This window comes from Actinoallomurus acanthiterrae (assembly GCF_054775715.1).
The window spans coordinates 10,666,954-10,690,111 of record NZ_BAAHCO010000001.1 but is presented as its reverse complement, the minus strand read 5'-3'; the positions used below and the strand labels follow the sequence as shown (position 1 = coordinate 10,690,111).

23 protein-coding genes are annotated in these 23,158 nt (G+C 71.2%); 13 read left to right on the top strand and 10 right to left on the bottom strand.

What is annotated here, in order from left to right:
• Positions 1-5: 5 nt before the first annotated feature.
• A complete protein-coding gene (locus tag ACYVF7_RS50430; RefSeq protein WP_460353950.1) occupies positions 6-1,340 on the bottom strand; it encodes a M20/M25/M40 family metallo-hydrolase in 1,335 nt (444 codons plus the stop codon).
• Positions 1,341-1,706: 366 nt separating this feature from the next.
• On the opposite strand from ACYVF7_RS50430, the gene cysD reads away from it, so the two are divergent.
• Genes cysD through ACYVF7_RS50415 form a run of 3 tightly spaced genes read left to right on the top strand, consistent with a single transcriptional unit; the run spans position 1,707 to position 4,944 of the window.
• Complete coding sequence (cysD, locus tag ACYVF7_RS50425) at positions 1,707-2,618, top strand: sulfate adenylyltransferase subunit CysD (RefSeq protein WP_460353948.1); 912 nt, start codon at positions 1,707-1,709, stop codon at positions 2,616-2,618.
• A complete protein-coding gene (locus tag ACYVF7_RS50420; RefSeq protein ID WP_460353946.1) occupies positions 2,618-3,871 on the top strand; it encodes a sulfate adenylyltransferase subunit 1 in 1,254 nt (417 codons plus the stop codon). Before cysD ends, ACYVF7_RS50420 begins: the two co-directional genes overlap by 1 nt.
• A 50-nt stretch (positions 3,872-3,921) precedes the next feature.
• Positions 3,922-4,944: a response regulator gene (locus tag ACYVF7_RS50415; protein WP_460353944.1), complete on the top strand. Its 1,023-nt coding sequence runs from the start codon at positions 3,922-3,924 to the stop codon at positions 4,942-4,944.
• 42 nt (positions 4,945-4,986) lie between these two features.
• Here ACYVF7_RS50415 and ACYVF7_RS50410 read toward each other — a convergent pair whose 3' ends face one another.
• The gene (locus ACYVF7_RS50410) at positions 4,987-6,642 is read right to left on the bottom strand and encodes an outer membrane protein assembly factor BamB family protein (RefSeq protein WP_460353941.1); all 1,656 of its coding nucleotides are present in this window, start codon (positions 6,640-6,642) and stop codon (positions 4,987-4,989) included.
• 224 nt (positions 6,643-6,866) lie between these two features.
• Here ACYVF7_RS50410 and ACYVF7_RS50405 point away from each other — a divergent pair, with 224 nt between their 5' ends.
• Positions 6,867-8,471, top strand: a complete 1,605-nt coding sequence (locus ACYVF7_RS50405) for a flavin monoamine oxidase family protein (protein ID WP_460353940.1) — start codon at positions 6,867-6,869, stop codon at positions 8,469-8,471.
• A 113-nt stretch (positions 8,472-8,584) separates the two neighbouring features.
• Here ACYVF7_RS50405 and ACYVF7_RS50400 read toward each other — a convergent pair whose 3' ends face one another.
• Positions 8,585-9,517, bottom strand: a complete 933-nt coding sequence (locus ACYVF7_RS50400; RefSeq protein WP_460353937.1) for a zinc-binding dehydrogenase — start codon at positions 9,515-9,517, stop codon at positions 8,585-8,587.
• 31 nt (positions 9,518-9,548) lie between these two features.
• Positions 9,549-9,974 carry a nuclear transport factor 2 family protein gene (locus tag ACYVF7_RS50395; RefSeq protein WP_460353935.1) on the bottom strand — a complete coding sequence of 142 codons (426 nt, stop codon included), beginning with the start codon at positions 9,972-9,974 and terminating at the stop codon, positions 9,549-9,551.
• A gap of 140 nt (positions 9,975-10,114) precedes the next feature.
• Between ACYVF7_RS50395 and ACYVF7_RS50390 the strand changes: the two genes are divergently transcribed.
• Positions 10,115-11,041: a LysR family transcriptional regulator gene (locus ACYVF7_RS50390; protein ID WP_460353933.1), complete on the top strand. Its 927-nt coding sequence runs from the start codon at positions 10,115-10,117 to the stop codon at positions 11,039-11,041.
• Between the two features lie 55 nt (positions 11,042-11,096).
• Here the strand turns inward: ACYVF7_RS50390 and ACYVF7_RS50385 are convergent, their stop codons facing one another.
• Positions 11,097-11,921, bottom strand: coding sequence for a hypothetical protein (locus ACYVF7_RS50385; RefSeq protein WP_460353931.1), 825 nt, complete (start codon positions 11,919-11,921; stop codon positions 11,097-11,099).
• Between the two features lie 70 nt (positions 11,922-11,991).
• On the opposite strand from ACYVF7_RS50385, the gene ACYVF7_RS50380 reads away from it, so the two are divergent.
• Positions 11,992-12,828, top strand: a complete 837-nt coding sequence (locus ACYVF7_RS50380; protein WP_460353929.1) for a 2,3,4,5-tetrahydropyridine-2,6-dicarboxylate N-succinyltransferase — start codon at positions 11,992-11,994, stop codon at positions 12,826-12,828.
• 85 nt (positions 12,829-12,913) lie between these two features.
• Here the strand turns inward: ACYVF7_RS50380 and ACYVF7_RS50375 are convergent, their stop codons facing one another.
• Together ACYVF7_RS50375 and ACYVF7_RS50370 are read right to left on the bottom strand one after the other, a co-directional pair.
• Positions 12,914-13,738, bottom strand: a complete 825-nt coding sequence (locus tag ACYVF7_RS50375) for a lysozyme (RefSeq protein ID WP_460353927.1) — start codon at positions 13,736-13,738, stop codon at positions 12,914-12,916.
• 173 nt (positions 13,739-13,911) lie between these two features.
• Positions 13,912-14,730, bottom strand: a complete 819-nt coding sequence (locus ACYVF7_RS50370) for a peptidoglycan recognition protein family protein (RefSeq protein ID WP_460353924.1) — start codon at positions 14,728-14,730, stop codon at positions 13,912-13,914.
• Between the two features lie 214 nt (positions 14,731-14,944).
• On the opposite strand from ACYVF7_RS50370, the gene dapE reads away from it, so the two are divergent.
• The gene (gene dapE, locus ACYVF7_RS50365) at positions 14,945-16,000 is read left to right on the top strand and encodes a succinyl-diaminopimelate desuccinylase (protein ID WP_460353922.1); all 1,056 of its coding nucleotides are present in this window, start codon (positions 14,945-14,947) and stop codon (positions 15,998-16,000) included.
• A gap of 46 nt (positions 16,001-16,046) precedes the next feature.
• Positions 16,047-16,442: a MerR family transcriptional regulator gene (locus ACYVF7_RS50360; RefSeq protein WP_460353919.1), complete on the top strand. Its 396-nt coding sequence runs from the start codon at positions 16,047-16,049 to the stop codon at positions 16,440-16,442.
• Between the two features lie 215 nt (positions 16,443-16,657).
• Here ACYVF7_RS50360 and ACYVF7_RS50355 read toward each other — a convergent pair whose 3' ends face one another.
• Positions 16,658-18,814 (bottom strand): bifunctional polysaccharide deacetylase/glycosyltransferase family 2 protein, encoded by a 2,157-nt coding sequence (locus ACYVF7_RS50355; RefSeq protein ID WP_460353916.1) that lies wholly within the window; start codon positions 18,812-18,814, stop codon positions 16,658-16,660.
• Positions 18,814-19,293 carry a hypothetical protein gene (locus tag ACYVF7_RS50350; RefSeq protein ID WP_460353914.1) on the bottom strand — a complete coding sequence of 160 codons (480 nt, stop codon included), beginning with the start codon at positions 19,291-19,293 and terminating at the stop codon, positions 18,814-18,816. Before ACYVF7_RS50350 ends, ACYVF7_RS50355 begins: the two co-directional genes overlap by 1 nt.
• Positions 19,294-19,408: 115 nt before the next feature.
• Here ACYVF7_RS50350 and ACYVF7_RS50345 point away from each other — a divergent pair, with 115 nt between their 5' ends.
• Both ACYVF7_RS50345 and ACYVF7_RS50340 read left to right on the top strand, forming a co-directional pair.
• Entirely contained in the window at positions 19,409-20,215 is an 807-nt protein-coding gene (locus ACYVF7_RS50345) for an LOG family protein (protein ID WP_460353912.1), read from the top strand.
• Positions 20,215-20,799 (top strand): LOG family protein, encoded by a 585-nt coding sequence (locus ACYVF7_RS50340; RefSeq protein ID WP_460353910.1) that lies wholly within the window; start codon positions 20,215-20,217, stop codon positions 20,797-20,799. Before ACYVF7_RS50345 ends, ACYVF7_RS50340 begins: the two co-directional genes overlap by 1 nt.
• Before the next feature lie 7 nt (positions 20,800-20,806).
• Here the strand turns inward: ACYVF7_RS50340 and ACYVF7_RS50335 are convergent, their stop codons facing one another.
• On the bottom strand, positions 20,807-21,331 hold the full coding sequence (locus tag ACYVF7_RS50335; RefSeq protein ID WP_460353907.1) for a hypothetical protein: 525 nt from the start codon (positions 21,329-21,331) through the stop codon (positions 20,807-20,809).
• Positions 21,332-21,417: 86 nt separating this feature from the next.
• Between ACYVF7_RS50335 and ACYVF7_RS50330 the strand changes: the two genes are divergently transcribed.
• From ACYVF7_RS50330 to ACYVF7_RS50320, 3 genes are read left to right on the top strand one after another with little or no spacing between them, the layout of a single operon-like run.
• The gene (locus ACYVF7_RS50330; protein WP_460353905.1) at positions 21,418-22,122 is read left to right on the top strand and encodes a hypothetical protein; all 705 of its coding nucleotides are present in this window, start codon (positions 21,418-21,420) and stop codon (positions 22,120-22,122) included.
• Complete coding sequence (locus tag ACYVF7_RS50325; RefSeq protein WP_460353902.1) at positions 22,119-22,553, top strand: SRPBCC family protein; 435 nt, start codon at positions 22,119-22,121, stop codon at positions 22,551-22,553. The genes ACYVF7_RS50330 and ACYVF7_RS50325 overlap by 4 nt, the downstream gene beginning before the upstream one ends.
• Complete coding sequence (locus tag ACYVF7_RS50320) at positions 22,550-23,119, top strand: DNA-3-methyladenine glycosylase I (protein ID WP_460353899.1); 570 nt, start codon at positions 22,550-22,552, stop codon at positions 23,117-23,119. Before ACYVF7_RS50325 ends, ACYVF7_RS50320 begins: the two co-directional genes overlap by 4 nt.
• The last annotated feature ends 39 nt before the right edge of the window (positions 23,120-23,158 follow it).

Genomic DNA, 23,158 nt, shown 5'->3' with positions numbered 1-23,158 from the left:
CGCCGTCACCGGTAGCCGCGGAGCAGATCGGTGAAGCAGGAGGCCCCGAACCGCAGCGCCTCGGTCGGGACGCGCTCGTCCGGCCGGTGCAGCAGGCTCCGGTAGCCCGAGCCCGCCGGCAGCATCAGGGGCAGCCACCCGTAGCAGGCGATGCCGAGCCGGGGGAAGAGGCGGGCGTCGGTGGACGCGGTCGTCACCATCGGCACCGGCACGCCGTCGGGGTCGGCGGCGCACAGCACGTCGGCGAGCCGGTCGTAGAACGGGCCGAACTCCGGTTCCGGCATCGCCTCGCCCTCCACGAGCACCTCCGCGTCGAGGTCGGTGCCGACGCGTTCGGAGAGCGCCGCGACGAAGTCCGCCGCTCCGAAGCCGCCCGGGAGCGCCCGGCAGTCGAGGTCGACGGTGATCTCCTCGGGCAGGACGTTCGTCGTCGTGCCGCCCCGGATGACGGTCGCGTTGACCGAGTGCCGCAGGACCGAGCGGAGGTACTGCGCGTCCGCGGCGGACAGCTCGCCGAGGGCGGTCTCGTCGCCCGGGTCGGCGCGCAGCCGGTCGAAGACGCCGGCCCGCGGCCCGGGGAGCGCGGCGCTCAGCTCGCGCAGCATCCGGTCGGCGGCCGGGGTGAGCACAGGGGGAAGCCCGCCGGGTTCGATCGCGCGCAGCAGGCGGGTCAGCCGGCGCAGCGGGCTGTCCGGGAGCGCGACCCGGGACGCGTGCCCGCCCGGCCCGCGCAACGTGATCCGCAGCCAGCAGGCCCGTTTCTCCGCGACGACGATGGGGTGGAGGCGTACGGCGCCGTCGAGCTCGAGGTCGGCCCCGCCGTCCTCGCCCACGGCGTACCGCATCCCGTCGAACAGCTCCGGGCACCGGTCGACCAGGTACCGCGCGCCGACCGCGCTGCCCGCCTCCTCGTCGGGCATGACGGCGAGCAGCACGTCGCCGGCCGGAGTCACCCCCTCGGCGTGGAGCCGCAGCATCGCCGTGAGCATCATGGCGAGGCCGCCCTTCATGTCGAGCGAGCCGCGTCCCCAGACGTGCCCGTCGCGGACGGCGCCGTCGAACGGCGGGTACGACCAGCGCTGGCCCTCGGCCGGGACGACGTCGACGTGGGCGTGCATGAGCAGGCCCGGCGCCGCGCCGCGGCCCGGGAGGCGGATCAGCAGGTTCGGCCGGTCCGGCCGGGCGGCGACCATGTGATGCGGCAGTCCGGCGTCGGCGGCGAGGCCGGCGACGAACTCCACGCAGGCCGCCTCGTTCCCCGGGGGGTTCGTGGTGTCGAACCGGACCAGTCGCTGGGTCAGTGTCACCGGGTCGGGCGCGGCGTCGAGTCGATAAGCCATACGTGGCCCTTCGGTTGACCGAAAATGGTGCTGTGCGGTGGCGGTAAATACCTTGTCAGGTCCGTCACCTGCACCGAATTTGCGGAAACTAAGACGAGCCTAACGCCGGGCCATCGTCGGCCAGGTCAGCCGCCGCATGTCTTCTCGGCGGGGTATTTGGACGTGGCGATGACGACGAATCGCCGTTCTTACTCTATGTAGTCTGAGCGGCGGTTCATGATCAATATCGCGGGGTATGAGAGTGAACTACACGGCGTAGAAACGCGAGGTCGTGCGGGACGAGTGGGCCTTTGCGTCATTTCTGTCGATTTGTGTTTATCTCGGCATTGCTGGGTACAGCGGCCCACGGCAATCTGTGGAGGGCCGATGGGCGAAAAAGATCTGCACCTGTCACATCTGGAAGTGCTCGAAGCACAGGCGATCCATGTACTGCGCGAGGTCGCCGCCGAGCTGCGGAACCCGGCGATGCTGTTCTCCGGAGGCAAGGACTCCGCCGTGATGGCGCACCTCGCACGCCGCGCGTTCTGGCCGGCGCCTGTGCCGTTTCCGGCGCTGCACGTGGACACCGGACACAACTTTCCCGAGGTCATCGAGTTCCGCGACAAGTTCCTCGCCGAACTCGGCATGCGGCTGGTCGTCGTCTCGATGCCGGAAATGATCAAAGACGGCCGGCTCACCGAGCCGCCCGGCACCGTCACCCGCAACCGCCTGCAGGGCACCGCCCTGGTCGAGGCGGTGACCGAGCACGGCTTCGACGCCCTGCTCGGCGGCGGACGGCGGGACGAGGAGAAGTCCCGGGCCAAGGAGCGGATCTTCTCGCTCCGTGACGAGTTCGGGCAGTGGGACCCACGCGACCAGCGTCCCGAGCTGTGGAGCCTGCACAACGCCACGCTGGCGCCCGGGGAGAACCTGCGGGTCTTCCCGCTGTCCAACTGGACCGAGGCCGACGTCTGGCAGTACGTCGACCGCTACGAGGTCGACCTGCCGGCCCTCTACTACGCGCACCGCAGATCCGTCCTCCTGCGCGACGGGATGCTGTTCGCGGTGGGCCCCTTCCTCGAGCCGGCGGAGGGGGAGGAGATCCGCGAGATGGAAGTCCGCTTCCGGACCGTGGGCGACATGACCTGCACCGGTGCGATCGAGAGCGGCGCGGCCACGCCCGCCGAGGTGATCGAGGACATGGCGCGTTCCCGGCTCAGCGAGCGCGGCGCGACGCGCGCCGACGACCGGTTCGCCGAGACGGCGATGGAGGACCGCAAGCGGGAGGGCTACTTCTGATGGAGATGCTCACGTTCGTCACGGCCGGATCGGTCGACGACGGCAAGAGCACGCTGATCGGGCGCCTGCTCTACGACACCGAGTCCATCACCGACGACCAGCTCGAGGCCGTCGCCCGGTCGAGCAGCCGCATGGGGCTCGACGAGACCGACCTCGCGCTCCTGACCGACGGCCTGCGCGCGGAGCGGGAGCAGGGCATCACGATCGACGTCGCCTACCGCTACTTCGCGACGGACCGGCGGAAGTTCATCATCGCCGACGCCCCCGGGCACGTGCAGTACACGCGGAACATGGTCTGCGGCGCCTCGGTCGCCGACCTCGCGCTGCTGCTCGTCGACGTCCGGGCCGGGCTCACCGAGCAGAGCCGGCGGCACGCCTTCCTGCTGTCACTCCTCGGCGTGCCGCACTGGCTGGTGGCGGTGAACAAGATGGACCTCGTCGACTACCGGCAGGCCGACTTCGACCGGGTACGGGAGGAGTGCTCGCGGTTCATGACCCGCCTGCGGGCCCCCGACCTGACCTTCATTCCCATCTCGGCGCTGCGCGGCGACAACATCGTCACCCCGTCCGACACGATGGACTGGCACCACGGCGGCACGATCCTCGACCACCTCGAGTCGGTGCACATCCGCTCCGACCGCAACATGGTGGACGCCCGGTTCCCGGTGCAGTACGTCCTGCGCTCGCGCTCGGACGACTTCCACGACTACCGGGGCTACGCAGGCCAGGTCGCCGGCGGGGTGTTCCGCCCCGGCGACGAGGTCATGGTGCTGCCCAGCGGCATGACCAGCCGCATCGCCGCGATCGACACCGCCGAAGGCCGGGTCGACGAGGCGTTCCCGCCCATGTCGGTGACGCTGCGGCTCACGGACGACCTCGATGTCGCGCGCGGCGACCTCATCTGCCGGCCGGGGAACCGGCCCGCGATGACGCAGGACCTCGACGCGATGGTCTCCTGGATGGACGACACCCCGGTCGAGCCGGGCGCGCGCCTCGTCATGAAGCACACGAGCCGGAGCGTACGAGCCCAGCTGCGCGAGATCGCCTACCGCGTCGACGTGAACTCCCTGCACCGCCAGGACGCCGACTCGCTCGGCGCGAACGACATCGGCCGGATCAGGCTGCGCACGGCACAACCCGTCATGTGCGACGACTACGCCCGCAACCGGACCACGGGCAGCTTCATCCTCATCGACCCGCACACGAACCGCACGGTCGCCGGCGGAATGGTCGACACCCGAACCCAGGACTGAACCCGAACCCAGGACTGACAGGAAGACCCTTGTGTGTAGAAGGAAGACCCATGCGTGTAATCGTCTGTGACCGTCTGTCGATCGTCCGGCACGGACTGTCCGCCCTGCTCGAGGCCGAGGAGGACATCGACGTCATCGACGCGACCGGCAGCGGCATCGACGCCATGGTCCTCGTCCGCCGGCACCAGCCCCATGTGGTGGTCACCGGTCTGGTGCTGGACGGAATATCCGGCCTGGAGCTCGTACGCAGACTGAACCACGAGGACATCGACCCGAAGCCGCGCGTCGTCGTCCTGTCGATGATGGAGAACGAGGAGACCATCACGCGTGTCCTCCACGCGGGCGCGAGCGGCCTACTGGTCAAGGAGGTCACCCGCGAACAGCTCGGCTCGGCCGTGCGCGCCGCGGCCGACGGCCAGACCATGCTGGCCCCGCAGGTCACGACCCGGCTGGTGGACTGGTTCCGCCGCCAGGAGGCGCCGGCCGAGGCCCCGCTCCGGTCCGACGTCGAGTCGCTCACCGCCCGCGAACGCGAGGTCCTCACGCTCTTCGCGCGGGGACTGACGATCGACGAGGTGGCCTCGGAGCTGTTCATCGGCACGACGACCGTACGGACGCACGTCTACCGGCTGCGCTGCAAACTGGGCCTGAAGGACCGGGCACAGCTCGTGTCGTTCGCCTACCGCGCGGGCCTGATGCAGGAGGCCCGGCGGCTCGGGCCGGACCGGAACGGCCCTCCGTCCGGAGGCCGCTTCGACCCGGACGGAAAGGGACGTTCCAACGGCTCCACCGGAGCCCCGCGAACCAACGACGGCGCGGCGCGGACGCCCGACGGGACCGCGCGGCCGCGCAACGGCGCCGCCCGGAGACCCGAGGGCACCGCCCGCAGATCCGATGGTGTCCCACGGACGCCCGACGGCGCGGTCCGTACGCCCGATGGCGTGGCGCGGAGGTCCGAGGGTGCGGCCCGTACGACCGATGGTGCCGGGCGGGCGTATGACGGTGCCGGGCGGGCGTATGACGGTGCCACCCGGGCGCGGCCGGGCGGCCGGGCCAACGGACTGGGAAGGTAGTCCGCCGCACCGCCGCCCGGTCGCTTCCCGGAAGGTCACCGTTCAGCGCCCCGGAAGCCCGAAGGCGTAGAACGTCGTGCCGGGGGTGGCCCACTTGGCGGTGTAGCCGTTCCCCCAGTAGACGGTCCCGTCGACGACCGCCGGCCCGGCGAGTGACGACCCCTGGCCCTTCTGGTCCCACAGGACCCGCCCGGTGGCCGCGTTCAGGGCGTACATGTGGCCGGTCGTCGAGCCGGCGTACACCACGCCGTCCGCCACGGTGAGCGGCGCCTTGTCATGTCCCTTCGACGGATCGGCGGTCTGCCAGGCGAGCTTGCCGGTGACGGCGTCGAGCGCGGCGAAGGAGCCGTAGTCGATGGCCTTGCCGTTCGGCAGCCGGTACGAATGGGAGTCGGCGTTGGACTCGGCGACGTAGACCCGCCTGCCGTCGGTCGCGCTGCCCCACTGGATGCCGCCCTGCTGCCCGCTGGGACCGGGGGCCGCGCTCCAGAGGATCTTGCCGGTGGCCCCGTCGAGCTGCCAGTAGATCCCGCTCTTCTGCCCTGCTCCGACCAGAGCCCGCCGGATGCCGTGGTCGTTCACGACGGAGATGTGCGCGGCGTCGCCGAAGTCGGCGTCCGGGCCGTGGTCGGGGGCGCAGTTGTTCGGCGGCGCGCCGGGAAGGCATCCGGAGTTCCACGAGTCGAAGCTCTTCGCGCCGGTCGCCCACCGGAGCTTTCCGGTGCGCAGGTCCAGCGCGATGATCGAGTCCATGTGGTTGTCCGGGGAGAAGCACTTCTCCGGCGTCCCGCCGGCCTTGCGGCACCTGGTCACGCTGGCGGGGACGGCGTAGTTGTTCCCCGTGGTGATGACGACCGTGTTGTTCACCGGGTCGATGGCGGGGGTGCCGCTCCAGATCGCCGCTCCGCTGTAGCCGCCGGGCTTCCCGCCGTTCGGCGGCTGGAAGTACGTGCGCCACAGCACCTTGTGGGTGTGCTCGCTGATCGCGACCATGTTCCCGCGGAACTTGCAGCACTGATAGGTCGGCGCGGCCGCCTGGTCCTCCTCGCCCGAGGCGATGCCTTCGTAGATGACGCCGTCGTGGACGAGCGGGGACTGGGTGAGCCAGGCCGCGAACTGCGTGTCCAGGACGCTCTTCCAGCGCAGCTTGCCGCTGGCGGTGTCGACGGCGAGCAGCCGGGCGGCGTCGGCCGTGACCGGCGGCGCCGAGCCGGTGGCGTGCAGACCGTAGTGGTCGCCGAGGTAGACGGTGTTCCCGGAGACGGCGGGGCTGGTCCGCGAGAAGCTCTTCTCGTCACCGGTGTACTCCGACACCTTGTGCGACCAGATGACCCGGCCGGTCCGGGCGTCGTACTTCGTGAAGTAGCCGCCGAAGTCCGGCACGTAGACCGCGCCGCCCACGACCGCCGGGGTCGCCGAGACGTCCCCGTGCATGGTCGCCGTCCAGCGCGTCGCCAACCCGGACACGTCGGACGCGTTGATCTGATTTTCGGCCGGGTTGCCGTGGGTGTCGAGGGTGTTCTGCCCGCCGGACGGCCACTCGTCCGCCGACCCGTTGACGGGGGACCGCGCCGAGACGTCGGAGGCGGAATGGGACGTGCACGCCACGGTGCCCACCAGAGAGCCGAGAGCCAGGAACGCCCCGGCCGAGACGGCCCATGCCCTCGATCTGGAAAATCTTCCCGTTGGATTTCGCATAAGCTCCCTCCTTGACGGTGCACCCACGATAACCGCCATGAAAAAGCGTCTTCCGGGCACGCCGGATATTCATCCTCCGGATGACCGATAGGTAATCATCGCGATGAGGCGGCCGTTCCGGATAATCGGTCCGATGAATCGACGATGAAAACACTTGCGATTCGTTAATGCGGCGCGGGAGGGCGATTATCGTCACGTGCCGATGGCAATCGGCTGGAGGACCTATGGGCGCCGTCACCAGAAGATCGTTCCTGCGGGCCGTCGGTGTCACCGGCGGCGCCGGCGTGCTGTTCGAGACGATGGGCGCGCTCGGCCTGGCGCCGACGGCGGCGGACGCGAAGGGGACCGCGTACGTCCCGCCGAGCCGTTCGGACCTCGCCCTGGCGGGCCGCAAGGCCGCGAAGGTGGTGATCCTGGGCGGCGGAATCACCGGTCTCGCGACGGCGTACGAACTGGGAAAGGCGGGATACGACTGCCGGATCCTCGAGGCGAAGAATCGTCCCGGCGGCCGTAACTGGACGATTCGCGGCGGCACCACCGAACGCGAACTGGGCGGCCACGTACAGCGCGCCACCTTCGCGCCCGGACATTATATGAACGCCGGCCCGGCGAGGATCGCGCAGTTCATGTTAACTCTCGACTACTGTCGTGAACTGGGCGTCCCGATCGAGCCGTTCGTGAATCAGAACGCGGACGCCTACGTCTATTACGAGAATTCCGAGATGCCGGCCCGGCCGATCACGGACCGTGCCGTCAAGGCCGACGTGTTCGGCTACGTCAGCGAGCTGCTCGCCAAGGCGACCAGCCAGGGAGCACTGGACGCGGAGCTGTCCGTCGACGACAAGAACCGGCTGATGGCGTTCCTGGAGGACTTCGGCGCTCTCACCCACACGGGCGGCGAGTGGAGGTACACCGGGACCGAGCGCCGGGGGTACTCCGTCCTGCCCGACGCGGGCGCCCGGCCGGGCAAGATCCTCGGACCGCCGCCGTCACTCCACGACGTGCTCGCGGCGCAGCTCGGCCGGAACCTGTCCTTCGAACTCGGCTGGGACCAGGCGATGATGATGTTCCAGCCGGTCGGCGGCATGGACCGCATCCCGTACGCCCTGGTCGACCGCATCGGCGGCCACCGCATCGAGTACCAGGCCGAGGTGCTGGAGGTCACGGACCTGCCGGACGCGGTGCGCGTGCGGTACCGCGACGCGCACGGCCGGCAGCGGCTCGAGCACGGCGACTACTGCGTGGCGACGCTGCCGTCCTACCTGATGGCGCGGATTCCCACGAACCTGGGTGCGGACGTGACGGCGGCCCTGAAGTATCCGACCCGGACCCATGTCGGCAAGCTGGGCCTGGAGTACCGGCGGCGGTGGTGGGAGGAGGACGAGCGGATCTACGGGGGGATCACCAACACCGACCTGGACATCACCCAGATCTGGTACCCCTCCTACGGGTACCACGGCAAGGGCGGCGTCATCCTCGGCTACTACACGGAGGGCCCGGGCACCGACGCCTTCGACGCGATGTCGCCGGCGGACCGGATCAAGCACGCGGTCGCGCAGGGCGTGAAGATCCACGGCCGGAAGTACGCGACGGAGCTCGTGTCGGGGTTCGCCGTCGCGTGGGACCGCATCCCCCACATCGAGACCGGGTGGGTCGCCTGGCCGTCCTGGACGAGCGGCCAGTACGACCTGCTGAACCGGCCGCACGGGCGCGTCTACTTCGGCGGGGAGTGGCTGACGCGCTTCATGGGCTGGCAGGCCGGGGCGCTCCTGTCGGCCCGCAACATCGTCACCGAGATCCACAAACGTGTCCTGGCCACCCCGCGGTAGGAGCCCGGCGCGTTCCCCTCGCCGGAGGGGGACGTGTCACCGGGCTCATCCGTGACCGTCACGACCGGGCTCCGTCGCGTTAGCCGACGACTGCCACGACCGGGCTCGTCGCGTCAGCCGACCGTCAGGACCGCGTTGCCGCGGATCCTGCGGGCGCGCAGGTCGGTGATGACGTCGGCGGTACGGCTCCAGTCGAGCACCGTGCCGATCTCGGGGTGCAGCCGGCCGCTGGCGACCAGCCTGACGAGCGCGGCCAGGTCCCGGCCGTAGGTCACGTCGGACACCGTGTAGTCGAAGTGCCTGATGGCGGCCTGCCCGGGGCCTTTGAAGAAGTCGAAGAAGTCGAGCGTCACCGGGGTACGGCTGGCCTGGCCGAACCAGACGAGCAGGCCGCCCGGGGCCACCCGCGCGAGCGCCGCGGGCAGGCTGTCGCCGCCGACCGACTCCAGCACGACGTCGTACGGGCCCGTCGCGTCGTTCACCGAGGTCACCAGGTCCGTCGCGCCGAGCTCGAGCAGCCGGGCGCCGCGTTCCTCAGTGGCGCTGACGGCCGTGACCTGGGCGCCGGACGCGGCGGCGAGCTCGGTGGCGTAGTGGCCGACGCCGCCGCTCGCGCCGGTGAGGAGTACGCGCAGGCCGGCGAGCGGGCCGGCCGCGCGGAGCAGCCGCAGCGCCGTGATCCCGGCCAGCGGCAGCGCCGCCGCGGTCACCGCGTCCACGCTGTCGGGCAGCTCGGCGACGCTCGACGTGGGCACGGCGACCCGCTCGGCCCATCCGTAGGCCGGGGGATGGGCCACGACGCGCGTGCCCGAGGCCGGTCCGGTGCCGTCCGCCGCGGCGCGTACGACGGTGCCGGCGACGTCCTTGCCGGGGCGCCAGCCCGGCCAGCGGCGGTCGAGCGCGCCGTCGAGCTGGAACGTCTCACCGCGGTTGACGGAGTACGCCTCCACGGCGACCACGAGTTCGTCGTCGGCGGGCTCGGGCTCGGCGGCCTCACCGAGGATGACCGGCTTGTCGGCGGCTGAACCGGGAAGCATCGCCTTCATTTTGGAACCTTTCGGGGTATTCGAGAATGGGTCAGCCGAAGACGACGGTCTTCGCGTGCAGGGTGTCGAAGTACTCGCGGACCGCCGCGATCTTGCCGTCGCGGACGGTGAAGATCGCCAGGCAGTGCTGGTCGTAGCGTCCGCCGGACCTGCTGAGCGCGCGGGTGTTCCACTCGGCCAGCACCTGGTCGCCCTCGGCGATCACTCCCGTGAACTCCAGCGCCATGGACTCCGGCACCATCCGGGACACCATCGCCGGCACGAACTCGCCGAGGATCTCGTCCGGCCCGGTCCACGTCCCCGACAACGGCAGGTCGCCCGCCAGCGTCCAGGTCGTCTCGGGGGTGAAGAAATCGCGGAGTACCGCGAAGTCGCCGTCGGTGAGGGCGTTCATGTAATCCAGGACAACGGCCTTGCTCTGCGCCGTGACGTCAGCGGAATTCAGCGTTGCGGTCATTTCCCGCGCCTTTCTCGAAGAGTCCCTTTCGGACGTCTCGAACCTAGGCGGAGCCGGTCGGCGAAGGGAAAGACCTCTTGCTTCTCGGCTTAGAACGCAACGGCATAAGTGCAGGTCGGATCCCATGTAGAATGCGTCGCGTGCCAGATCTTCACCGCCTTCGCTGCTTTCTGGCCGTCGCGCGGGAACGCAACTTCACCCGTGCCGCCGAGCAGCTGCACATCGCCCAGCCCGCGCTGAGCCGCCACGTCCGGCAGCTCGAGCAGGAATTGGGCGTACGGCTGCTGGACCGGACCACGCAGTACGTCGAGCCCACCGAGGCCGGCCGGGTGCTGATGGAGCGCGGGGCGGCCCTGTGCGAGGAGGCCGACCGCCTGTGGCGCGACGTGCGCGCCTACGCTGACGGCGAGCACGGCACCCTCACGGTCGGCTACAGCGCGAGCCTCGGCTACGAGACCGCCCCCGCCCTCCTCGCGGCCCTGGCCGAACGGCACCCCGGCATCACGGTCGACACTCGGCTGCTGTCCACGACCGACATCGTCGGCGGCGTCGCCGACGGCACCCTCGACGCGGGCCTGGTGCGCTGCCCGCCGCCCGTACCCGACCTGGTGCGCACCATGCTCAGACTGGAACCGCAGGGCGTGCTCATGCACGCCGAACACCCTCTCGCCGACCGGAGCGCGGTGGCCGCCGCCGACCTCGGCGAGGAGACCCTGCTGGTGCACGCCCGGGAGGCCAACCCCGGCCACTACGACGCGATCATGGAGATCCTGCGCCGCGCCGGCGTCTCCCCGCGGCTACGGCCGCGTCAGTTGTCGTTCGACGCCGCGCACACCCCGGTGGCGCGGGACGACGCCGTCTCCATCGTCGGGCAGTCCGCCGCCGGGAGCCTGCCGTCCCACCTGGTCTGGCGGCCGTTGACCCCCGCGACCACCATCGAGATCCACCTGCTCACCCGCGGCAAGGGCGCCACCCCCGCCCTCTCTCCGCTGCTGCGGACGGCGTCCGCCACGGCCCGTGCCCACGGCTGGCTCCGAACGCCCGACGCGGCGGACCTCAGCGGATGACGATCCGGTCGGCGGCGGCGCCGTCTTGTCGCGCGTCCAGCCGGCGCGGCGGGCCTCAGCGGATGACGATCCGGTCGGCGGGCGCCGCCTTGTCGCGCGTCCAGCCGTCGTGCCCCTGCTCCGCCTGCCAGTGCTTGCCGGCGTAGCGCACCTCGCGGAGCCCGAACGGCTGGGCGTGCGCGACCATCCAGGTCGCCATGGTCCAGCCCGCGCGGGAGTTCGCCGCGGTGATCGCGTCGCCGCCGGTGTCCTTGCGCTTCAGCGCCTTGTCCAGCGCGTCCAGAGCCTGCCGCGGGTCGTCCTGCTTCTTGCGCTTGTTCGGGGGATACCAGCACCGCATCGCGCCGGGCACGCGCCCGGTGTAGACCGCGGCCATGATCTTGGCGTCTTCCTCGTGCCGGGCGTACGCCGTGCCGTCCGCGCTGCGCTGCACCTTCTGGGCCGCCTCGTGGACGGGTATGCCGCTGTAGTCCTTGATCTTGACGAGAGCGCTGAAGAACCGGTTCGCGGCGTACACCGGGTCCTTCAGCTGGTTGACCGTCCCCCATCCCTGCGACGGGCGCTGCTGGAAGAGGCCGACCGAGTCGCGGTCGCCGCTCTCGAGGTTGCGCAGGTGCGACTCCTGCAGCGCCGTCGCGTACGCGATGATCACCGCCTCTTCGGGCAGTTTCTTGCGCAGCGCGACGGCGGCGATGGTCGCGGCGTTGGCCGCCTGGTCCAGGTCGAGCGGCATCACGCCGGCGGTCGTCCGGGCCTCGCAGTTGGTGCCGTGGAGGTAGGGGCGGAAGTGGACGTACAGCGCGATGGCGCCGCCGACGATGACGAGCGTCGTGGCCAATCCGATGATGGCGAGCCGTAGCCGCCCACTCCTCCGACTCACGGCACGAAGGTACCCGGTTCGCACACCCTGCCGGACATCTTGCGCCGAGGCCGCCGCTATCCTCACCGGCATGACCGACACGTTCACCAGCCCGATCTCAAGCGCCATCGATGAGCTGTGGGAGGGCCGGGCCGACCTGAGCCCTGAGGACACCGACGCCCGTTCCGCCATCGTGGCCGCCGTCGATCTGCTCGACGCCGGGCAGGCACGTGTGGCGTTCGTCGACGAGGCCACCGACGAGGTGATCGTCGACGAGCGCGCCAAGCGGGCGATCCTGCTCAGCTTCAAGGTGCTGGGCATGGCTCGGGCGCAGGTGGGCGACTTCCACTACCACGACCGGATCCCGCTGAAGACCCGCCTCGACGGCGTGCGCGTCGTGCCGGGCGCCATCGCCCGCTGGGGCTCCTACCTCGCGCCGGGCGTCGTCCTGATGCCGTCCTTCACCAACATCGGCGCCTACGTCGACTCCGGCACGATGGTCGACACCTGGGCGACGGTCGGATCCTGCGCGCAGGTCGGCAAGAACGTCCACCTGTCCGGTGGCGTCGGCATCGGCGGCGTGCTGGAGCCGCCGAACGCCAAGCCGGTCATCATCGGTGACGAGGCCATGATCGGCAGCCGCTCGATGATCGTCGAGGGCGCCCGCGTGGGCAAGGGCGCGGTCGTCGGCTCCGGCACGAACCTCTCCGCCTCGATGCCGGTCATCGACGTGGAGACGGGTGAGGAGCTCGGCCGCGGCCGGATCCCCGACTGGTGCGTCGCCGTCGGCGGCACGCGCCTGAAGGAGTTCTCCGGCGGCACCTTCGGGATGCCCGCCGTCCTGGTGATCAAGCGTCTCGAGCCGGGCGTACGGCACGACAAGTCGCAGCTCAACGACGTCCTGCGCGACCACGGCCTGAGCGCCTGACGGGCCCGTACGGCGACCGACTGGACATGTACGCGCGCGGCGCCGGGGCCATGCCCCGGCGCCGCGCCGTCATGCCGTCACGCGATCAGGTGTTGTCGGCCAGCGCGAGCAGGCGCGCCGAGCTTCCGTTGAAGGTGTCCTGGTCGCCGGGGAACGTCCCGCTGTCGGCGTACTGCCAGAAGGTGTAGACACCCCAGCCCGCCGGCAGCGTGCCTGCGGAGCTCGACCACTTCGCGATCCACAGCGGGCTGTTCGTGGCGAACGTCGTGTCGCTGTTACCGGTGCAGCTGGTCCACCAGCTCAGGCTGGTGTAGATGACCGCCCACCGGCCGGTCTTGGCGTGATACTCGTTGATGAACGCGTGGATCCAGCTGCGCATCGACGCCTGGCTGAGCCCGTAGCAGGACGCCCCGTACGGGTTGCCCTCCAGGTCGACCGCGCCGGGCAGGGTGTGATGGTCCGCCGACCAGCCGCCGCCGTGGGCGGCGAAGTAGTCGGCCTGCGCCGCGCCGCTCGCGGTGTCCGGCGTGGCGAAGTGGTAGGCGCCCCGGATGAGGCCCACGTTGTAGGAGCCGACGTACTGCTGCGAGAAGTACGGGTTCTGGTACGTCGTGCCCTCGGTGGCCTTGACGTACGCGAACTGCGCGCCGTTGCTCTTGACCGTACTCCAGCCGACGTTGCCCTGGTGGCTGGAGACGTCCAGGCCCGGGAGCCCGGCCACGAGCGGGGCGACGGTGCCGGACCCGCTGCCCTCGAGGCTGGAGCCGGCATGGTCCTTGTCGGGGTGGGTGATCGGGTTCGGCGACGCGCCGGCGGCGGGACCGGCGGCCAGGACGCCTCCGGCGAGGGAGAGCGCGGCGAACATCGTGCTCAGCCGTCGGATGATGCGGTTACGGGGGGACGGGGCCACGGTTCCTCCTGGGGTCGTGTGGCGGGGCGGGAGGGCGGACGGGGTGGCCGCCCCTTTGGCCGGGGCATGCCACGTGCGGGGGCCCGGTGACGGCGGGTGGCCGTGAGCGGGCAGGATCGGGTGACGGCGAGTCGACCGTGAGCGGGGCGGGGCGGGTGACGGCGGGGCGGCGGTCAGGGGCGGGGTTCGGTGGCGCCGATGGCGGGGCCGTGGTCGCCGAGGGTGCGGGGGCCGGGCAGGCCGGATCGTGTGACCGAGCCGGTCCGCGCGGCGGACGCCAGGCCGAGCGTGCTCGCGACGTCCGACCGGAGCCGGGGGAGCTGGGCGTAGAGCGCGTCGCCGGGGCACTGGGTGGTGGAGTTGTAGTCGCGGTGACCGACGATCGCGGTGGCCGGGGACAGCCCGTACAGGTCGCAGAGCCAGGCGAGGGTCTGGACGAGGGCGTCCCAGAGGGCGGTGGGCGGGAGCTCGGTGGTGTAGGTGCCCTCGTTCTCGATGCCGAGCGTGTGGCCGTTCTCGTTGGCGCACTGGGCGCCGAAGACGTTCTTGCGCTTCCCGATGGCCTCGAGCGTGCGGTTGCGGCCCTCCATGACGTAGCCGCCCCGGCTGATGGTCAGTTGCTGCCCGGTGTCGCTCCAGCCGTTGGTGTCCATGTGCAGGTTCTGGCAGTCGCGGGACAGCTGGAAGGCGTGGGCCAGGGAGTAGTCGGTGGAGTTGGGGAACGCCATGTGGTGCACGATCAGGTGGTCGGGCGCGTTGATGATCGTGGCCGGCGAGGTGGGCGGACGGGCGCTCCACTCGGCGCGCGTGTAGACGCGGGGCGCGGTGACGGCCCGCGCGCGCCGGGGCCGGGCCAGGTCGGCCGCGCCGATGAGAGCGGCACCGCCCGCGATGGCGGCCGCCCGCGTGAGCAACTCGCGACGGTGGGGGACGGGGCTGGGGGACGTGAAGGCCATCCCTGGGATGGGGCGGCCGGCGGGGGGTTCCGGCATGGAGGGAGCTCCTTCCGGCGGGGGTGAAAGGGACCTGCTCCCACATATGTAAATATCCAACGAAAGGGCCATCGAATAGGTGGAAAATTCCCCTAACCTCAGCCGTTTTCTTGGCACATCGTCACATCCGCCCAGCTGATCCCTGGTCGACGCTGGTTTCCGGCAGTAGGGCGACTGGCCGGATCCGGGCACCTCTGGCGTAGGCTCATGCGGCATGCGGCTTGATCTGACCCAGGACGTCGCCTCCCTCACCGCGGCGATCGTCGACATCGAATCGGTGAGCGGCAACGAGAAGACGCTCGCTGACGCCGTCGAGGAGGCGCTGCGCGCCCTCCCTCACCTGTCCGTCGAACGCGACGGCGACACGGTGATCGCGCGCACATCGCAGGGCCGGAGCGAGCGGGTGGTGATCGCCGGGCACCTCGACACGGTCCCGATCAACCACAACCTCCCCTCCCGGGTCGAGGGCGACCGCCTGTACGGCTGCGGGACCGGCGACATGAAGGCCGGCGTCGCCGTGCAGCTCAAGCTGGCCACCATCGCCGAGACGACCCGGGACGTCACGTACTTCTTCTACGAGTGCGAAGAGGTCGAGGAGGCCCGCAACGGGCTCAAGCGCATCGGGCAGACCCGCCCCGAGCTGCTGCAGGCCGACTTCGCGGTCCTCATGGAGCCGTCGGGCGGCATCGTGGAGGGAGGCTGTCAGGGCACCATCCGCGTGGACGTCAAGGTCCCGGGCGAGCGGGCGCACAGCGCGCGGGCGTGGATGGGCTCGAACGCCATCCACGGCGCCGGGGCGGTCCTCGACATCCTGCGGGCGTACGAGCCGAGTCGTCCGGTCGTCGACGGCCTGGAGTTCCACGAGGGCCTCAACGCGGTGTTCATCGGGGGCGGCGTCGCGGGCAACGTGATCCCCGACGAGTGCGTCGTCACGATCAACTACCGGTTCGCGCCCGACAAGTCCCTGGGCGACGCGGAGAAGTACCTGCGCGAGCTGTTCGACGGCTACGAGGTGACCGTGGTCGACGGTGCTCCCGGCGCCCGGCCGGGCCTGACGGATCCGGTCGCGTCCGCGTTCGCGGCGGCCACCGGCGGCGAGGCGCGCGCCAAGCTCGGCTGGACGGACGTGGCGAGGTTCTCCGAGCTGGGCATCCCGGCCGTGAACTACGGTCCCGGCGAGCCCAGCCTGTCGCACACACGTGACGAGTACGTGGAGATCCCGCGTATCTTCGCAAGCGAGGAGCGAATGCGGGCCTGGCTCACCACGTGAGCCGCGCCCGGCCCTTGACTCGGGATCGACGCGGAAGGGCGACCTCATGACCCAGGCACTGGCCCAGGGACTGACGATCGCGGAGGCGGCCGAGCGCACCGGCGTCTCCACGCACACCCTGCGCTACTACGAGCGCATCGGCGCGTTCCGGGAGCCGCCGGATCGCGACTCCAGCGGGCGTCGCCGCTACACCGAGCGGGACCTGTCCTGGATCACGCTGCTCACCCGGCTGCGTGCGACGGGGATGCCTATCGCGACGATGCTCCGCTACGCCGAACTGGCGCGGGAGGGCAACGGATCGGCCGCCGACCGCAAGGCCCTGCTCGTCGCGCACCGCGCCGAGGTGGCCACGCGCATCGACGAGCTGCAGCAGGACCTCGAGCTCATCGACCACAAGATCAACGTCTACGAGGAGATCGAGCGCACCCGCTTCGGCCGCTGACGGCTCCGTACGACCGGTGACGGATGCGAGCCGGGTGGCCTCGGCCGTCGCGATCTGCTCACGCGGGCGGCCGCCATCGCGGGCGGTGCCGCTCGCATCGGCACGGTCGTACGACTGGTGATCGGTGCGCGCAGGCGTGACCCGGCGAAGACGTCCGGCGCTCCGTACGGGCGTCGGACGGCTCCGTACGGGCGTCGGACGGCTCTGTACGGGCCTCAGATGCCGACCTGGGAGGGCAGGGGGTCTCCCTCCGCGAACGTTCCGGTGCGCCGGATGACGTGCCAGCGCAGCCGGGCGCCCAGGACGGCCGTGACGAGCGACTGGATGACCACCAGGTACATCAGCTGCCGGTAGACGATCTGCTGGAAGGGCAGCACCCACAGCGTGGTGAGGCGTTCGCCGTCGAGTCGCAGCGCGTACGTCGCGGCCGCCGCCTGGGCGACCGTGAACAGCACCCACGAGCCCGCGACGGTCAGCGGGTCGAGGACGAAGATGCCGTAGACGGCGAAGACGTCCACCACGGGCGCGAGGCACGGCAGGGCGACCTGGAAGAGCGTCAGGTACGGCAGGCAGCGGCGGCCGAACCGGCCGGACCGGCCGCCTTCGACCAGGGCGCGCTTGTGCTTCCACATCGACTGGAGGGTGCCGTAGCACCAGCGGTACCGCTGCTTCCACAGCTGCCGCAGCGACGCCGGCGCCTCCGTCCACGCCACGGCGGTCTCCTCGTACACGACCCGCCAGCCCGCCCGGCAGATCGCCATGGTCAGGTCGGTGTCCTCGGCGAGGGTCTCGGTGCTGAGCCCGCCGACCGACGCGAGTGCCTGCCGCCGGAAGGCGCCGATCGCGCCGGGCACGGTCGGCATGCACTCCAGCACGTCGAACATCCGCCGGTCGAGGTTGAACCCGATGACGTACTCGAGGTGCTGCCAGCGGCCGATGAGACCCTTGCGGTTGGCCACCTTGGTGTTGCCGCTGACCGCTCCGACGCGCGGGTCGACCAGCGGCCGTACGAGGTTGTTGAGCGTGTCGCGCTGGAAGACGGTGTCGCCGTCGACGAGCACGAGGACGTCGTGGCTCGCCTGCGCGATGCCGGTGTTCAGGGCGGCCGGCTTGCCGCCGTTGGGTCGGCAGATGAGCCGGACGTTCGCGAACTCCCGCTGCAACCGCTCGCCGATGACGGGAGTGTCGTCGGTGGACCCGTCGTCGACGATCAGCACCTCGATCGGCGACGGGTAGGCGGTGTTCACGAGGGAGCGGACCGTCGCCGCCAGGCCGACCTCCTCGTTGTACGCCGGGACGATCACCGACACCGGTGGCGGGGCGCCGCCGGCGGTGAGCCATGGTGAGGGCCCGCGGCGGGGCCGGCGCCGGACCCGCCGTACGTGGACGTGCGCGAACAAAGGGAGGGCCATCAGCCGCAGCGTGGTCAGCGCGCCCGCGATCCCGAAGAGGATCCCGAACCACCCGGCCCACAGGTCGGACCAGCGCTGCGCGGCGGTCAGCGCCGTTCCGGTCACTTTGTCGAAGGTCGCGGCGGGCACGTCGGCGGACGGCAGTCGCATCGCCTGGCTCAGCGTCGTGAACCGGTACCCCTGAGCCGACAGCCGGGTCAGCAGCGCGTCCAGGGCCTGTACCGTCTGGGCCCGGTCTCCTCCCGCATCGTGCATCATCACGACGGCGCCGGCGCCCTTCCCGGGCGTCGCGGCCTGGACGATCTTCTCCACGCCCGGCCGCCGCCAGTCCTCGGTGTCCCGGTCGGTCAGCGCGACGACGTAGCCCTGCCTCCCGGCCTCCTGGGCCGCCCGGTACTCCGGCGCGGACAGGCCGTCCGGCACGGAGGAGTACGGCATCCGGATGAGCCGGGTGTTGACGCCGGCCGCGCCGGCGAGCGCCCGCTGGGTCAGGCCGAGTTCGAAGCGGATGCGCCACGGCGGGGAACTGGCCATGTCGATGTGGGTGTAGGTGTGCGAGCCGATCTCATTGCCCTCGCGGAGCGCCCGCTTGACGATGCCGGGATGGTCGGCGACACGCGCCCCGATGACGAAGAACGTCGCGTGGGCCCCGTGGCGCCGCAGCACGTCGAGGATCCGCGGCGTCCATCGGGGGTCGGGCCCGTCGTCGAAGGTGAGCGCGATGGTGCGGCGGGGCGTCCGGATGCTCTTCGGCTCGCCTCCCGACAGGTTCACGACGGGACCGCCGTCCGCGACCGCGGACGGCGCCGAAGCGCTTTTCTCGTAGTTGTGCTGCGTCGACTCCCCGACGACGCCGTGCGCGTAACCGGTCAGCAGAAGTCCCGCGACGAGGGTGACGGCGCCGAGGAAGAGCAGGATCCAGTGACCGCGCGGATCACGCCGGCGGTCCCGGCGTGCCATCAGGGCTTCCTCGGGTTGGGGCTCTTGGTCCGGCCGTAGGCGTGTCCCTTGTCAGGGGCGGTGGTGGCGGATGTCGGCGTCACCGGCGGTGTGGTCGCCCCGGTGGTCCGCGTGGGGGAACCCGACGCGGCGGGTGTCGTGCCGCCCGTGTGGGTGCCGTGGGAGGTGCCGGCCGTCGGCGCTGGGCCGCTCGGCGCCCCGCCGGCGGCGGAGCTACGGTTCGGAAGCGGGTTGTGTCCTCCGCTGCGAGGCATCAGCCCGTCCCCGGCGGCGTCGCGGCCCGACTTCGAGTGCTTCGTCTCGGGCCACGGGGTGAGCGGCACCCGCGCTCCGGTGGCCAGTCCGATCCCCACGAGCACCAGATAGGCGGCGACGACGCACCCGAGCGCGATCCCCACGCGGCGCGCGATCCGCGCCCGACGCCCCGTCGCGTCGACGAAAACGGGGTTCGGCTCGAGCGCCTCAGTCGCTTGGTTCACGGCCGAAGTCTAGAGCCCAACAAAACGACAAACGGCACAAATGGGTTTGTTGTCCTGTAGTTAGGGCGGTGTCCGATTGCTCAAAACCACTTGCGGGGCTGGCTAACGTTGGGCCATGCAACCTGACGAGACGCGGCGCCGGAGGCGGCAGGGCCCCGTAACGCTTCGCGGCAAGGCGATCCCCGCCACGACGACCGACCAGCGGCTGCTCGACTCCCGTGGCCCGTCCGACTGGGTGCACACCGACCCCTGGCGGGTGCTCCGCATCCAGGCGGAGTTCGTGGAGGGCTTCGGCCTGTTGTCCGAGCTGGGGCGCGCGGTGAGCATCTTCGGCTCCGCCCGCACCAAGCCGGCGTCGGAGGAGTACGAACTGGCCGAGCGGATCGGCGCCCTGCTCGTCGAGGCCGGATACGCCGTGATCACCGGTGGCGGCCCCGGGATCATGGAGGCGGGGAACAAGGGGGCCGACGAGGCCGGAGGCGTCTCGGTCGGGCTCGGCATCGAGCTGCCGTTCGAGCAGGGGCTGAACGACCACATCGACGTCGGCCTGGAGTTCCGCTACTTCTTCGTCCGTAAGACGATGTTCGTCAAGTATTCACAGGCGTTCGTCGTGCTTCCCGGCGGGTTCGGAACGCTCGACGAGCTGTTCGAGGCGATCACCCTCGTGCAGACCAAGAAGATCACCCGCTTCCCGATCGTGCTCGTCGGCACGCAGTTCTGGGGCGGCCTCCTCGACTGGATCAAGAACCGGATGCTGCCCGCGGGAAAGGTCTCCCCGCAGGACATCGACCTGATCCACCTCACCGACGACCCGGAGGAGGTCGTCGAGGTCATCAGGCGGGCCCACGAGACCCAGGCCCGCGAGCTGGAGGAGCGCGCCGCCCAGGAGGCCGACGCGCACGCCGGGGGGAACGGAAGCTGATGCGGATCTGCGTCTTCTGCTCCTCCAGCGGCCGCATCGACCGCAGCTACGTCGAACTGGCCGCCGAGGCCGGCGCCGAGCTGGCCCGGCGAGGGCACTCGCTCGTCAGCGGCGGCGCCACCGTGTCCTGCATGGGGGCCGTCGCCCGGGCCGCGCGCGAGGGCGGCGCGCACACCGTCGGCATCATCCCGCAGGCCCTCGTCGACGTCGAGATCGCCGACGACGACTCCGGCGAACTGGTCGTGACGGAGGACATGCGGTCCCGCAAGGGCGAGATGGACCGCCGCTCCGACGCGTTCCTGGTCCTGCCCGGCGGGCTCGGCACCCTCGAGGAGCTCTTCGAGATCTGGACCGCGCGCGTGCTGGGCCTGCACGAGAAGCCCATCGCGATCCTCGACCCGAACGGCCTGTACGACCCGCTACGCGAGCTGATGAAGCACCTGCTGAACGAGGGCTTCGCCCGGCCCCGCATCTTCGACGCGATCGGCTGGGCCACCACCGTCACGGAGGCGTTCGACCACCTGGAACGCTCGCCGGTACGCCTCCAGCCGACCGCCGAGGACTACATCGAGGCCGAACCCTGATCGATCGTCAGGCGAGGCCGCGGCGTGAGACGGCGGGGGGACGGGTTCCGATGATCGACGCGACCATGTCGAGGACCTGACGGGTCGGGTCGGGGTCGGCCGTGCGGAAGACGCGCGCGCCGGTCCAGGCGAACACCGAGACGACGGCGGGATCGGCCTCGTCCACCAGGACGGCGTGACCGGCTCCGGCGAGGAGGTCGGCCTCGTACGGGTCCGTGGCACGGACCAGCACCCCGTCCGGCCGCACCCCCGCCGCCCGCTCCGGCGCCGAGCACAGGAGCGCCGCCCCGGTCGCCGCCGCGACGCCGGCGAAGGCGTCCCCGGCCAGCAGGTCGGCCCCGGCCCGTACACAGGCGACGGCCTGCTCCTCCGACGACGGCGCCACCGCGATCACCCGCTCGTCCGCCCGGGCTGCGCGGACGGCCTCCGGGTCGGCGGGGACCTCGGCGATGTCGGCGCCGTCGACCAGGCCGACCGTCATGATCGCGAATTGCCCGGGGCGAATGATCCGGGTCCCGAGGCGCAGGTCCATGTCCCGATCGTGGCATACGCGGCCGAGCGCGAGTCCGTCCGACCGGGTTGACGCACTGTACGTCATGGTTGTGGCACGATCGGCATATGCTCGTCACCATCACCGTGGCCCTCGCCGCGCTGGCCGTCCTGGCGGCGATCGTCGTCGTGGCCATCGGGGGCGGCGGGGAGCTGTCCGTAGAGCACCCCGACCACCCGCCACTGGCTCTGCCGGGCCGACGTTCCGCCGGCGGCACCGACGCCGCGCTGCTCCGCCTGCCGATGGGCCTGTGGGGCTACCACAAGCAGATCACCGACGAGGCGCTGGAGCGCTTCGCCCATGAGCTGACCGAGCGCGACACACGGATCGCCGTGCTCGAGCAGGAGCTCGCGGAGGCGCGGCAACGCCTGTACGAGCCGCCCGAGCAGTCGCCGTGGCGGCCGTCCATCCCGTCGGCCTCCCCGGCACCGGACGCGCTGACCACGCGCCACGATTTCAACCCGGCGGACACGTCCCCGACCTGGGAAGGCAATTCGCAGCCCCGCCCGCAGCCCGCGGACGAGCCGCTCCTGCCGCAGCCCGCGGACGAGCCGTTCCTGTCGCAGCCTGCGGACGAGCCGCTCCGGGAGCGGGCCGCCGAGCCGCCCAGGGAACGGGCGATCGAGCCGCCGCAGACCATCGCCGACAAGATCGTCTTCGACCCGGCGGCCACCATCGCCGACCGGGACGCCGACCACGATCACGCCGACCACGACGACTCGGGTCACCAGCCGGGCGAGGGCGGCAGCACGGAGCGGGAGCGGGACGCGTGAGGACGAACACGGTCGCGGTGCACGCCTCCGCCGACGTCGCCGCCCCCGCGGAGCGGGTCTGGGCGGTCCTCGTCGACTGGCCCCGGCACTCCGAATGGGTGCCGTTCACCCATGCGGAGGGCGGCGCGGGCGACGGTGCGAGCCTGGAGGCGTGGACCGGGATCGGGCCGCTCGGGTTCCTCGACACCATGGTGATCAGCGAGTGGCGGCCGCCGCACCGGGTCCGGGTGCGGCACACCGGGGCGCTGGTCCGCGGCGAGGGCCGGTTCGACCTGCTCGACCTGCCGGAGGGCAGGTGCCGGGTGACCTGGGCGGAGCTGATCCACCTGCCGTTCGGGCCGCTCGGCCGGGTCGGCTGGTTCGCGGTCGGGCCGATGGCCCGGCTCATGTTGCGGACGTCGCTGCGTCGCCTCGCTACCATGTTCGAATGACTGTGATCGGCCCGGACGGGCTGGCGCGGTGCCCGTGGGGCGTCTCCGCGCCCGACTACATCGCCTACCACGACGACGAGTGGGGCCGCCCGGTCCGCGACGACCGGGGCCTGTACGAGCGGCTGTGCCTGGAGGCGTTCCAGTCAGGCCTGTCCTGGCTGACGATCCTGCGCAAGCGCGAGGGGTTCCGGCGGGCGTTCGACGACTTCGACATGGAGAAGGTCGCGGCGTACGGCCCGGCCGACGTCGAGCGGCTGATGGCCGACGCCTCGATCGTCCGCAACCGCCGGAAGGTCGACGCGGCGATCGCGAACGCCCGCGCGGCCCTCGACCTGCCCGACGGCCTGGCCGCGCTGGTCTGGGAGTACGCGGACCCGGACGCCCCGGCCCCCAAGGACGGCAGCGACGTGCCCGCCATCACCCCCGGCTCCACGGCGCTCGCCAAGAAGCTGAAGAAGCAGGGGTTCCGGCACGTCGGCCCGACGACCGTCTACGCCCTCATGCAGGCGTGCGGCCTGGTCGACGACCACCTGGTGGACTGCCACCGGCGCGGCGCCTACCGCTGAGCGTCCCTCAGGCGGCGTCGACCGCCCTCGGGCGGGCGT

What these genes read in the sequence shown, in the direction of transcription:
- ACYVF7_RS50320 (WP_460353899.1), top strand. Translation starts at nt 22,550, where the DNA reads ATGACTGTGATCGGCCCGGACGGGCTGGCGCGGTGCCCGTGGGGCGTC.
- ACYVF7_RS50420 (WP_460353946.1), top strand. Translation starts at nt 2,618, where the DNA reads ATGGAGATGCTCACGTTCGTCACGGCCGGATCGGTCGACGACGGCAAG.
- ACYVF7_RS50370 (WP_460353924.1), bottom strand. Translation starts at nt 14,730, where the DNA reads ATGCCGGAACCCCCCGCCGGCCGCCCCATCCCAGGGATGGCCTTCACG.
- ACYVF7_RS50415 (WP_460353944.1), top strand. Translation starts at nt 3,922, where the DNA reads ATGCGTGTAATCGTCTGTGACCGTCTGTCGATCGTCCGGCACGGACTG.
- ACYVF7_RS50400 (WP_460353937.1), bottom strand. Translation starts at nt 9,517, where the DNA reads ATGAAGGCGATGCTTCCCGGTTCAGCCGCCGACAAGCCGGTCATCCTC.
- ACYVF7_RS50340 (WP_460353910.1), top strand. Translation starts at nt 20,215, where the DNA reads ATGCGGATCTGCGTCTTCTGCTCCTCCAGCGGCCGCATCGACCGCAGC.
- ACYVF7_RS50355 (WP_460353916.1), bottom strand. Translation starts at nt 18,814, where the DNA reads ATGGCACGCCGGGACCGCCGGCGTGATCCGCGCGGTCACTGGATCCTG.
- ACYVF7_RS50345 (WP_460353912.1), top strand. Translation starts at nt 19,409, where the DNA reads ATGCAACCTGACGAGACGCGGCGCCGGAGGCGGCAGGGCCCCGTAACG.
- ACYVF7_RS50430 (WP_460353950.1), bottom strand. Translation starts at nt 1,340, where the DNA reads ATGGCTTATCGACTCGACGCCGCGCCCGACCCGGTGACACTGACCCAG.
- ACYVF7_RS50380 (WP_460353929.1), top strand. Translation starts at nt 11,992, where the DNA reads ATGACCGACACGTTCACCAGCCCGATCTCAAGCGCCATCGATGAGCTG.
- ACYVF7_RS50405 (WP_460353940.1), top strand. Translation starts at nt 6,867, where the DNA reads ATGGGCGCCGTCACCAGAAGATCGTTCCTGCGGGCCGTCGGTGTCACC.
- dapE (WP_460353922.1), top strand. Translation starts at nt 14,945, where the DNA reads ATGCGGCTTGATCTGACCCAGGACGTCGCCTCCCTCACCGCGGCGATC.
- ACYVF7_RS50410 (WP_460353941.1), bottom strand. Translation starts at nt 6,642, where the DNA reads ATGCGAAATCCAACGGGAAGATTTTCCAGATCGAGGGCATGGGCCGTC.
- ACYVF7_RS50335 (WP_460353907.1), bottom strand. Translation starts at nt 21,331, where the DNA reads ATGGACCTGCGCCTCGGGACCCGGATCATTCGCCCCGGGCAATTCGCG.
- cysD (WP_460353948.1), top strand. Translation starts at nt 1,707, where the DNA reads ATGGGCGAAAAAGATCTGCACCTGTCACATCTGGAAGTGCTCGAAGCA.
- ACYVF7_RS50330 (WP_460353905.1), top strand. Translation starts at nt 21,418, where the DNA reads ATGCTCGTCACCATCACCGTGGCCCTCGCCGCGCTGGCCGTCCTGGCG.
- ACYVF7_RS50395 (WP_460353935.1), bottom strand. Translation starts at nt 9,974, where the DNA reads ATGACCGCAACGCTGAATTCCGCTGACGTCACGGCGCAGAGCAAGGCC.
- ACYVF7_RS50360 (WP_460353919.1), top strand. Translation starts at nt 16,047, where the DNA reads ATGACCCAGGCACTGGCCCAGGGACTGACGATCGCGGAGGCGGCCGAG.